The organism is Achromobacter sp. Marseille-Q4962 (assembly GCF_943737005.1).
Taxonomy (GTDB): domain Bacteria; phylum Pseudomonadota; class Gammaproteobacteria; order Burkholderiales; family Burkholderiaceae_B; genus Achromobacter.
Genome location: NZ_CALSFU010000020.1, coordinates 79495 through 90552, shown reverse-complemented (window position 1 = coordinate 90552; position 11058 = coordinate 79495). Strand labels below are relative to the sequence as shown.

Sequence of the window (11058 nt, the reverse complement as noted above, 5' to 3'; positions counted from 1 at the left end):
CCCGCCGTTCCCGGGCAGTGCCGCCGCCACTGGCCGAGCGTGGCGCAGGCGGGCGGGCTGCCCGCCATGCCGTATCGTTCAATGCCCATCATCGGCTCGCTTCGGGCCGCATGCCTGCGCGGCGAAGGCGGCGTCGACATCGATGCGCCAGACCTTGCGGCGGTGATCGTAGAACGCGGGCTGTCGTCCCTGCAAGACGGGGTAACGGGTCTCGTCGTCGAGGCCGCCCCACACCCAGAAGCGGCTGCCCGGCGGGGCGGCGCACAGGCGCTGCGGGAAGGCTTCGGGCGATACCAGCAGGCGGTCGGCCAGCTGCGGATCGAAGTGGCCGGCGTCGTACAGCTCCTTGCGCCAGTTGTCGCGCGTTGGAATCGCGGGGTCGTTCCAGTCGTCCACGACCCAGACGGGCTGGCGCGCGCCGGTGTAGAAAGCGAGGTCGAAGGGATAGGTGTGCAGCGTTACCAGCACGTCGCTGGCCTGCATCTGCCCGGCGATCCGGCTAGCCAGCGGCTTGGCGCTTTTGCGCAGGTTGGTGGCGAAGACGCACACCAGCACCACGCACAGGATGGCCGATCCGAGGGCGCATGCGCGCGCCAGGCGGCGGATGCGGACCGTGGCGCGCTGCCGGACGGCGCGCTGTATGACCTCGGCCAGCAGCGTGGCGAGGGGCGGGACGGCGGGCACGACGTAGCCGATGAGCTTCGAGCTGGGTATGGAGAAGAATCCCAGTATCACGACGGCCCATACCGCCATCAGGCGGCGCAGCCCGCCCGGGTCCGCGGCGACCCAGAAGTCCTTGCGCAGCGCGCCGCCGGCCCACAGCGACCAGGGCAGCATCAGGCCGACGATGACGGGCAGGTAGAACCAGAAGGGCTGGACGTTGTTGAAGCCCGACTGGGCGAACCGCTCGAAGTGCTGGTAGACGAAGAAGTAGTGAAAGAAGCCGGGAAAGCGGTGCTGCATCAGCCAGAACCAGGGCACGGCCACCAGCGCGAACACGGCCAGGGCGGGCGGCCAGAGCAGCACCGCGAACCCGCGCCGGTTCCGCGTCAGGATGAGCCACAGGCACAGCGTCGCGCCGGGCAGCACCAGCCCGATCAGGCCCTTGGCCAGCACCGCCAGGGCCGCCAGCGCCGCCGCGGCCAGGGACATCGTCCGGTAGGGGCGGCTCTCGCCGGCCCGCAATACCGCATCGGCGCCGGCGAGCACGCACAGTGTGATCAGGCCGGCGACCATCATGTCGGTGTTGGCGAACTGCGCCGCGCCATAGAAAAAGGGCGTGGTGGCCAGAATGACCGCGGCCACGGTGGCCGTGGCGGCGTCGCGGTAGCGGCGCACGAACGCATACAGGCCGGCCGCGGCCGTCCAGGCCGCCAGCCAGGAAGGCAGGCGGGCCGCGAACGCGTTCAGGCCGAAGAGGGAGTACGAGAATTCGGCCAGCCAGTAATACAGCGGCGGCTTGTGGAAATAGGGCATGCCGTCGAGCAGCGGCACGGCGTGCGAGCCGCTGCGCAGCATCTCCCAGGCCACGCCCGCGTAGCGGCCTTCGTCGGGCAGCATCAGCACGCGCGCCCACATCAGGCAGCCCAGCCACAGGCCCAGGGCCGGCACGAACCAGCGCGCCGCGGGCGCGCCGAGCGGCGCGTAGGTTTGCCGGGGTTCGTTCATGACGGCATCCGCCGGGTGTCGGCGCGGCGCGTCCGGCCGCGTCGCTGCCGGGTCACGAAGAGCGGCCGGCCCTTGACCTCGTCGAAGATGCGGGCGACGTATTCGCCGACCACGCCCAGCGAGATAAGGTTGACGCCGGCGAAGAAGAGCAGCGCGGTGACGATGGTGGTCCAGCCCGAGACCCGGTTGCCGTTGACCAGGTAGTCCAGCACCAGGAAGGCGCCATAGGCGAACGAGGCCAGGGAGAAGGCGCAGCCCAGGAAGCTGACCATGCGCAAGGGCCAGGTGGTGAAGGCGGTGAGGCCGGCAACGGCCAGCCGGAAGAGGCGCCAGCCCGTGTACCGGCTGGTGCCGTGGGCGCGCGCGTCCGGCGTGTAAGGCAGCGGTTCGGCGCGGAACCCCACCCAGGCGTAGAGGCCTTTCATGAAGCGGGTGCGCTCAGGCAGCGCGACCAGCGCGTCGACGACGCGGCGGTCCATGAGGCGGAAATCTCCCGCGTGCGCGGGCACGCGCACGCCGTGCGCATGGCTGAGCAGCTTGTAGAATCCGCGCGCGCCGGCGCGCTTGACCCACGATTCGTCTTCCCGGTGCGCGCGCACGGCATAGACCATGTCGGCGCCGTCGCGCCAGCGCGCCAGCATGGCTTCGATCAGCGCGGGCGGGTGCTGCAGGTCGGCGTCGAGGCAGATGACCACGTCGCCGTCGGCCGCCTCGAAACCGGCCGACAGCGCGGCCTCTTTGCCGAAGTTGCGCGACAGCTGTATGTAGCGCATGCCGTCTATGGCCGACCACTCCTGCATCAGTTCGGGGGTGCCGTCCGTGCTGCCGTCGTCGACCACGATGATTTCCCACTGCGGGGACAGCGCATCGAGCTGCGCCCGCAGCATGGGCAGGAGCCGGTGCAGGTTGTCGCACTCGTCGAGGCAGGGAATCACGCAGCTGATGCAGATGTCGCCGAAGCTGAGCGCGGCTGGCGTCGGTGCCGGCAGCGGCGTGGGGGAGAATGACAGGGCACGATCAGGTGCCGTGCGATAGAACGCGGTGGGCATAGAGATAAACGCAATACACGCCTGAAGAGCCCGCAGTATGGGGGCCGCCGCGTTGAATCCGCGTCAAATGGGCGGGGACGCCAGACGGGGCGCTTGTGGCGGCCCGCGGCGCGCCCGGTCAGCGCAGGCGCAGCGTGAAACAGGTGCCGTGGTCCGGGCCGTCGCGCTGCGATCCGACGCGCAATTCCCAGCCCTGCGCATCGCACACCCGCTTGGCGATGGCCAGGCCCAGCCCGCGGGGAAAATCGCTCTTGTCGGCCGCCGCGCCGGGCGTGTCGCCCAGGCGTCCGCGGTAGTAGCGCTGGAAGATGAACGGCAGTTCCTCGGCCGCGATGCCCTGGCCGGTGTCGCGCAGCTCCAGCGCGCCGTCGACCGTGAGCCGCGCGGTCAGCGTCGCCGGGGCGGCGTGTTCGATGGCGTTGCGCACCAGATTGCGCAGCACCGTCAGGAGCGCATAGCGGTCCAGCGTGCGCACCGCGTCCGGCGGGACGTGGTTGCGGAAGGCGAGTCCGGCGGCGTCCGCCTTGCCCTCCAGGCCGCGCCAGGCGTCGTCCATGCAGGCGGCCAGGTCGACTGGCTCGGCGGGCCGGGATTCGTCGCTGGCGATGGCGCGCACGCTTTCCAGGGACGAGACGATGTGGTCCACGTTGGCCACGATCCGTTCCAGGCGTGGCTGCGCGTCGGCGGGCATGGCGGGGTTGAGCTGCATGATCTCGCTGTCGGAGCGGATGGCCGCCAGCTGCGTGCGGGCTTCGTGGCTCAGGTTGGCCGCGAACTCGCGCTCGCGGGCGATGGAGCGGTCGACCTGGTTCTGCACCCGGTTGAACGCCTCGATCAGGCGGCCGGCTTCGTCGTCGCGGGTGATTTCGATTTCGGGCGAACCGGGCGCCCACTCCGAGAGGCGGTTCGTCAGGTCCAGCAGCGGGCCCACGGCGATGCCGGACACCCTGCGCGACAAGGCGTAGGCCGCGATGGTGCAGAGGGCGCCCATGCCCAGCACGATCAGGCCGAATTCGCGCACCCGCGCTTCGTGGTCCGTGGCGTCGTAGAGCACGTAGAGCCTGCCGCGCGCGGTGTCGGCGACCATGACGTGCCAGGTCTCGGCGTCGGGCGCCAGCATGTGCAGTCCGGGCGACATGCCGCGCAGCGGCGCGGGCAGGTCGCCCGTTTCGCCGGCGCGGCGCAGCCATGCGCGCATCGTGCCGCCCAGCTCCTGCGCCTGATGCGAGAGCGAGAATTCGGTGTCTGCGTCCAGGCGCTGCGCCACCCGGCTGGTCTCGGCCGTCAGGATCTGGTCGACCAGATCGTCTTCCATCTGGTCGAAGGTGAGATAGGTGAGCAGCACCAGCGTGGCCACGAACACGGCGACGGACCCGGTCAGGGCCCAGACGACGCGTTGCATGAGCGTGCCGTGTTTCACGACGGAAGAACCCGTGCCGCGGCCGGTTGCCGGCCTCAGGGCGCGGGTTCGCGCGGATCGGGCGGCGCCGCCTTGGCGAGCGCGGGCGCCAGCGCGCTCGCCGGCGGCGCCCGCAGACCCGGCCGGCGACGCCGGCAGAGCAGCGCGGCGGCAAGGCGCTGGATGGCGAAGCCGCACAGCGCGCATGCCGAGGCGACCAGGAGGGCGCCCGCCATGTCCAGGGGCCAGTGGATGCCGACGAAGATCCGGGCCCACGCGAGCACGCAGCCCAGCAGAAACGTGATCACGGCCGGTCCCCAGGCTTTGCGCAGCAGACAGACCGCCGCCAGTATCCAGACGAACGTCGCGTGGCTGCTGGGCATGGAATTGTTGGCCGCGTGCTCGATCAGGGGCGGGCCGAAGCCGGCGGCGAACGGCCTCGCATGGGAAGCATGCACGCTGATGAGCGCTTCCGCGAGCCTGGAGGCCGCACAGGCGATGACGAGGATGACGGCGCCGGCGGCGTCTTTGGTGCGCAGCAGGCGCCACAGCACGAGCGCGCCGGCGAGATAGGCCGGAAGCGTCGCCAGCAGTGCGCCCGTCGAAATCAGCAGCGGCGGCGTGCCCGCCGTGCCGCGCAGGAGATTGAACGTGGCGATGTTCCAGGTTTCCAGCAGGCCGAAATCGTACATGGACAGGTTGCGTCTCGTTGTGCGGGGCCTTCCGGGAAAACGGGACGGGGTTTGCCGCGGCACCGGGACGGGCGTGCGCGGAAAACGGGCGGGGAGGGCAACCCACAGGGGCTGCCAGTATGCAAAGCGCGGCGTCGAATTTTCGTCGAATGCGGCGAGCGGGCCGGTCGGCGGGATTCTTCTCGCGGCCTTGCCTGCCGCGAGCGGCGTTCAGGCGGCAGGCAAGGCCGGCTGGCGCGTCCGGACAAAGCGGCGCGCCTGGCCCGGCGCGCGGCAAGGATTTTCTGTGGGCAGGCGGCGGCCCGCCCCGCGGCGAAACACGGCGCGGGGCGTCAGCAGCCGCTGCCGTTTCTTTTCAATGCCGTAAGCCTCTCCCCGGAAGCCAGCCTGTAGGTATCGTGGCTTTCCATCGAAACCGGTTCCCCTGTCGCCAGGCGGCACTGTATTTCATATGCCATGCCTGCCTCAGTTTTTCTTGCACTGCGAAATCGCTCTATTCGATACAAGCGGCCATCGCTGCCGCTGGCCAATACATCTTCTAATCGCCGGATTCCTATCATGGCGAGTCCCCCTTACTGCTTTCGATCCCAACGCCCCATTCTAGGAGGGCTCGCGGAATATGGGGGTGATATTAACCATTCCTAACGAGTTGAATAACCGATTTTCTTGAAATCATTTATGCGGATTCGACCCGGCTCCAATGCGGAAGAATCAAGATCCGGCGCCGCGGGAGATTATCATTGCTGCATCGGAAAAAAATGCCGACGTGTCAATCGGGCAATGGCATGGAATGGGCACGATGCATGCGAGGGCGCTGCATGGATTATCTGTGTGGCAGACTGGAAATATCGGCGATTTATTTCCGCTGCCGGCTACCGCCGTGCATGCGAATTTTCCGGATAGATAAACCCGAGATAATTCCGAGATAATCCCCCGGCCACCCGTCCGGCGGCTTCATGCATATTTCGATTCGCAAACGAGGGCAGTTCGCCGCGGCCCGCCGCGCGGCGGGCCGGCCCGCGGCCTACCAGCTGTACCGATACCCCACCTGCCCGAACACGCCGCGCCGTTCTTCGCCGCCGAGGTTGCGGGAGACTTTGATGTTGGCGTAGAGCTGGCTGCCCTTGCCGAAGTGCTGGCTGATGCCGCCGCCGATCTCGGCCCAGGTGCGTCCGAAGTCGGGGCGGACGGTGGTGCCGCCGATGGTGACGGCGCGGGCGGGGATGAAGTCGTGCAGCACGTCGAACGTGAGGTAAGGGGTGAGAGCGCCGCTGCCGTCCGGCGTGCCGACGTTGGGGGCGAACAGGCGTACGCCGAGCCGGCCGCGCAGGGCGTTGCTGTGGTAGCCGGAGACGCGGGACACGCCGTCGTCGAAACCGTCGAGTTTCAGGTACTGGTAGACGAGCTGGGCCTGCGGTTCGATGGCGTAGCGGCCGGCCAGGGGAAAGGGCTTGCCGACTTCCTGCGACAGGGCGATGCCGGCGCCGTTCTGGGTGCCGCTCGCGCCGTAGGTGTCGTCGTACTTGTTGCGGTAGTGGCTGACCTGTATGACGGAGTCCCAGTAGCTGCCGTCCTGCCAGTACTTGGTGTAGTAGCCGCCCAGGCTCTGCGCCTGCAGGGTGGCGTTGCCGGTGTCGTCCGAGAGCGTGCTGTTGAGGTCGCGCTTGCGGTCGCGGAATCTGGCGCTGGACACGCCCAGGCTGGCGGTCAGGCCGGCGTGCGTGCTGCCGCCCTCGGCGGGCCGGGCGAGGGTCCAGTCCTTGCCGAACTGCATGAAGAACGTCTGCTGCTCGACGGCGAAACGGCTGCCCGAGTCGGCGTTCAGGCCGTTGCCGCCGATGCGGCCCCATACGCCGTCCGTATTGCCTTTCTGGCGCTGTTCGCCGGGCGGAATGTCGCCGACCCGCTCTTGCAGGCGGCCCAGACTGGCGAACCCGTAGTCGAGGTTCAGCGCGGGCGCGAGGGTGTAGCCGGCCACGCCGGGGCGGTAGGGCACCGGTCCGGGGGATGGGTCGGAAGGGTCGGCGGGCGGATCGGTGAGGGCCGAGCGCAGGTAGTAGCCCTGCGGGTCGGCGCTGCCGCCCCGGTACAGCAGGTATTCGTAGGCGCCGGACTGCACCGGCGCGCCCAGGCGGAAAGCGCCGGGCGCGGTGGTGCCGCCATCCGCAGTGGTCACGACGTTGATGCCGTCGCCCTGAGTGAGGGCGCCCGGGCCGCCGGTGTTGCGGATGCGCAGTTCGGTGGCGCCGGTGGCGGCGCCGCCGGCGATCACCAGCCGGTCGCTGGGCGAGCCGTCGCCGCCGAGGTAGGTGTTGAGCGCCACCACGCCGTTGTTGCCGGTGTAGTTCGCCACCGTCAGGGTCTTGTAGCTGCCGGCCTGGCGCGCATCGCCGGCGGGCGCGACGAAAGCGACCAGGCCGGCGTTGGCGAGCGTGGTGGCGTCGGAGCTGGCGGTGACGTTCCACGCGCTGCTGGCGTCGACGTCGACCGCGACCGGATCGGTGCGGCCGGTCAGCGTTGTGCCGTTGCGCAGGTCGACCGTGCCGCCGCTGCGGGCGTCGGCGATGATGTCGCCGCGCAGCGTCACGCCCTGGGCGTCGAGGTGGGCGACGCCGCCGTTGGCGATGTTGAGCAGAACGCCGGAGCCGGCGGTCAGCGTGGCGCCGTTGGCGAGTGCGATATCGGCGCGCGCGCCGTCCACGTCGATGGCGTGGCCGGCGCTGGCGCCGACCGAGCCGCCATGCACCGTGATGGACGACAGCGCGCCGCTGGCGGCCGTGTCGGTGACGCGAATGCCCGCGCCGGCGCCGGTAACGCGCGCGTCTGCGAGGGTCAGAGTGCCGCCGGCATTGGCCGTGGCGCCCGCGCCGGCGGCGCTGTCCAGCGCGCTGCCGTTCACCGCGATGGCGCCGTCGGGGCCTTGCACGTAGACCGCCGAGGCGCCGGCGCCCATCGCCGCGACGCTGCCGCCCATCAGCACGGCGGTGGCGGCGCTGTCGAGCATGATGCCGTGCGCATAGGCGCCGGTCGTGGCAATGGCGGCGTGCGCCATCCGCAGCGTGCCGGCGCTGCCGAGGTGCATGCCCATCGCGTTGGCGCCCGTGGTGGCGATGGCGCCGCCGCTGACGACCACGTCGCCGTGGTCGCCGGAGGACTCGATGCCAGCCGCGCCGGCGCCCGTGGTGACCACGGTGGTGTCCACCAGCGCGATGCGCCCGCCGGCCGCCTGATTGTTGAGGGCCCGGCCGGAGCCGCTGACCACGATGCGGCCGGCCGTGCCCGTGGCCAGCCCGCCGGTGGCGCTGGCGTCGATCAGAATGCCGTCGGCCGTGCCGCCGGCCTGGATCAGCCCCGCGCCGGAGAACGCCACCGACGCGCCGGGGCCGGTCAGGTGCACCGCGGCGTGGCCGTCGTCGGCCTGGATGATGCCGTTGTTGACCAGGCTGGCCGCCGCGCCCTGCACCAGCGCGCCGTCGCCATGCGCGACGCGGACGGTCGCGTTGTTCTGCACCGTGCCGTAGGCGCCGATGGCCAAGCCCGTGGACGATGCGCCGTTCAGCTGCACCATGCTGTTGTTGACCAGGGTGCCGCCGTTGCGTGCCGCGAAACCCGTCACGCCGGCCGTGTCGGCGTCGATGGCGGCGTTGTTGGTCAGCGTGGTGGCGATGGGGCCGCCCACGGCGGCGCCGGTGATGTCGTGCCGCTGCCCGTCGACGATACCGGCCGTGGCGCCCGCGCTGGACAGGCGGATGAGGGTGGTGGCGTCGATGGTGCCCACCGCGCCGCCTTCGTTGACGATCGCCGCCGCGCCGCCCCAGGTGCCGGCCGCACCGGTGACCTCGTACACCGACGAGTCGGTGGACAGCGTGGTGCCCGCGCCGGTGGCCACCACGCCCCGCGCGTCGGTGCCGGAGACGGTCAGGTGCAGCGGCCCGCCGCCCGACGCGCCGGTGTAGGCGGCGCCGTCGGCTACGCGGAACAGGGTCGAGCGCTCGGTGTTCACCGCCATGGCGCTGGCATCGGTATGGATGGCCGAACCGGCGCCGGAAGCGTAGAAGCCGATCTGGTCGGTGCCGGCCAGGAACTGGGGCTCCGAGCCCGCCGCCACGTGGATGACGCCGCCGTTCTGCGCGAAGGCGCCGATGGCCCCGGTGCCCGAGAGGGTCAGGGCGCCGCCCAGTTTCGCCATGCCGCCGGCGCCGTTGACCCAGACGCCGAAATTGCGCGTGCCGCTGGCGGGGTCCGCGCCGCCGTTGACGTTGATGGCGCCGGTGGATTCCGCGTTGGCCTGGATGCCGGGGTCGGCGTTGACCATCAGGCCCACGCCGTTGACCCCGTTCACGTCGATGACGCCGGCGTTGCGCACCACGCTGCCGCCCGCCGGGCCGTTGTCATCGGCCAGCATGCCGATGTTGAGAAAGGGCGTCCCGCCGGCCGCGCCATTGATGGCGATGGTGCCGTTGTTCTGCAGCAGCGACTGCACGGGGGCGGTCGAGTACATGCCCACCGCGTTCTGCGCCTTGGTGCCTATGACGATGGCGCCGTCGTTGACGGCGCGGTCGCCGGTGTCCATGACGCGTATGCCGTAGGTGGGGCCGGTGCCGCCGGTGTCGGCCGTGTCGTCCGCGAGCGCATACTGCGCGCCGCGTCCGATGTAAATGGTGCCGTCGGCGGCATTGGTGTAGTAGCTGCCGCCGCTGAGGTTGACGCCCACCACGGTGCTGACGTAGCCGGGGTTGACGCCCACATTGATATTGCCGTGGTTGACGCCGCGCGCGCCGTCGGCCAGGCCCATGCCTATGGACGTGTTGCGGGCGTAGGCGAAGCCGGCGGTGTTGATGATGCCGTGGTTCTGCACCGTGGTGCCTGCACCGCTGGCCATGATGCCCGAGCCGGTGTAGTAGAAGGTCGAGCCGTTCACGGTGTCGAAGGCGTCGCCGGCCAGATAGCCGGACGACACCACGCCGCTCGCGCCGTTGACGAAATGCGCCCCGCTCTCGACCTTGGCGACCTGCTGGACGATGTTGCCCGACAGGGTGCCGTTGTTGGTGACTGTGGCGCCGTTGGCGGCCTTGACCGCGCCCGAGGCTCGCGTGATGTCGATCTGTCCGCCGGTGGCGAGGGTGGCCGAACCGTGGCGGCCTTGCGCCAGAATGGCGTAGCGGTCGCCGTTGGGCATGCGCGCCAGGTCGCCGGCCGTGGTGTTGGTCATATACGAGACGTCGGTGTCGACGGTGGTGAAGGCGCGCGCGAATGCGTCGTCGTAGGCCTGCTGCGAGGTCAGCGTGCCGTTTCGCAGCGCCGCCACCAGCGCGTCGTTGTAGGCCGCCAGCTGCGTCGCGTTGGTGACGGTGTAGGTGATGCCGTTGAAGGCTACGCTGCCGGCGTAGGTGGTCACGGGCACCTGCACGGTCAGCATGCCGTTGGCGTCGGGCGTGGGCAGGCCGGGGTCTATGCCCATGTCGATGGCGTTGCGCGACTGCCAGACGATGCGGCTGTCGGCCCCGCGGGTGCCGTCGGCCGACGTGAGGTAGGTCTGCTTGGACACCATCAGGATGCTATTGGACGAGGGCGGGGCCGAGGGCACCGCGCCCAGGTTCACTTTCAGCGTGCCGCCGCTGGCGTCCACCTTGCCCAGCGAGGCCTTGTAGTACTCGTCGCCGTTCACGTCCTCGAACTGGTTCACCGGCGTGCCCAGGTTCGACTGGTCGGCCAGGGCGCCGGAGTCGTAGACGCGGTAGACCATGCTGGTGCCGGTGGCGCTGTTGGGGCCGGTCACGGCCACGTTCTGCGGGCCGGTGACCAGGGCGCTGGTGTCGAACGTGCCCGACACCACGGCCACGCTGGACGCCGGCACCGTGGTGTTGCCGTTGTAGCCCGTGCCGATGGGGGCGGCGCCGTGCAGCGTGACGGTGTCGCCGTCGGTGACGACGGCGCTGCCCGCGCCGTGGTTGCTGCCGGGCGGGTTGTAGGGCCCGATCGCGCAGTGCCCGCCGGCCGGCGCCGACTGGCCCGGCGTGCCGGTCTGGCAGCTCGACGCGCCTGCCGGCGGCGCCAGCAGCCCCGCGACGGCCAGCGCGCAGCCCAGCGCGGACAGCATGAGCGCGCCCCGGCGGCGCGGCGTGCGGGCCGAGGGCGCGTGCGACGCCGCGCACTTGCCGCGGCCGCGCGCCAGTTCGGACACGACGATGTATTGGCGCCTTGCGCAGTTCCAGACGATCTTGTGAAACGGATTCATGGTGCGGCCTAG

General features: G+C 70.4%; 5 protein-coding genes. All 5 read right to left on the bottom strand.

What is annotated here, in order from left to right:
• Window positions 1-78 precede the first annotated feature (78 nt).
• The 5 genes from NGJ44_RS17785 to NGJ44_RS17765 all read right to left on the bottom strand — a co-directional run bounded on the left by NGJ44_RS17785 (window position 79) and on the right by NGJ44_RS17765 (window position 11046).
• A complete protein-coding gene (locus NGJ44_RS17785) occupies window positions 79-1668 on the bottom strand; it encodes an ArnT family glycosyltransferase (RefSeq protein ID WP_251864789.1) in 1590 nt (529 codons plus the stop codon).
• Window positions 1665-2717: a glycosyltransferase family 2 protein gene (locus NGJ44_RS17780; RefSeq protein ID WP_251864787.1), complete on the bottom strand. Its 1053-nt coding sequence runs from the start codon at window positions 2715-2717 to the stop codon at window positions 1665-1667. Before NGJ44_RS17780 ends, NGJ44_RS17785 begins: the two co-directional genes overlap by 4 nt.
• A 118-nt stretch (window positions 2718-2835) precedes the next feature.
• A complete protein-coding gene (locus tag NGJ44_RS17775; protein ID WP_251864784.1) occupies window positions 2836-4119 on the bottom strand; it encodes a sensor histidine kinase in 1284 nt (427 codons plus the stop codon).
• 53 nt (window positions 4120-4172) lie between these two features.
• A complete protein-coding gene (locus tag NGJ44_RS17770) occupies window positions 4173-4808 on the bottom strand; it encodes a phosphatase PAP2 family protein (RefSeq protein WP_251864782.1) in 636 nt (211 codons plus the stop codon).
• Between the two features lie 1024 nt (window positions 4809-5832).
• On the bottom strand, window positions 5833-11046 hold the full coding sequence (locus NGJ44_RS17765) for an autotransporter outer membrane beta-barrel domain-containing protein (protein ID WP_251864780.1): 5214 nt from the start codon (window positions 11044-11046) through the stop codon (window positions 5833-5835).
• Window positions 11047-11058: the final 12 nt, after the last annotated feature.

Coding starts and splice junctions, on each gene's coding strand:
- NGJ44_RS17780 (WP_251864787.1), bottom strand. CDS start 2,717: ATGCCCACCGCGTTCTATCGCACGGCACCTGATCGTGCCCTGTCATTC.
- NGJ44_RS17765 (WP_251864780.1), bottom strand. CDS start 11,046: ATGAATCCGTTTCACAAGATCGTCTGGAACTGCGCAAGGCGCCAATAC.
- NGJ44_RS17775 (WP_251864784.1), bottom strand. CDS start 4,119: ATGCAACGCGTCGTCTGGGCCCTGACCGGGTCCGTCGCCGTGTTCGTG.
- NGJ44_RS17770 (WP_251864782.1), bottom strand. CDS start 4,808: ATGTACGATTTCGGCCTGCTGGAAACCTGGAACATCGCCACGTTCAAT.
- NGJ44_RS17785 (WP_251864789.1), bottom strand. CDS start 1,668: ATGAACGAACCCCGGCAAACCTACGCGCCGCTCGGCGCGCCCGCGGCG.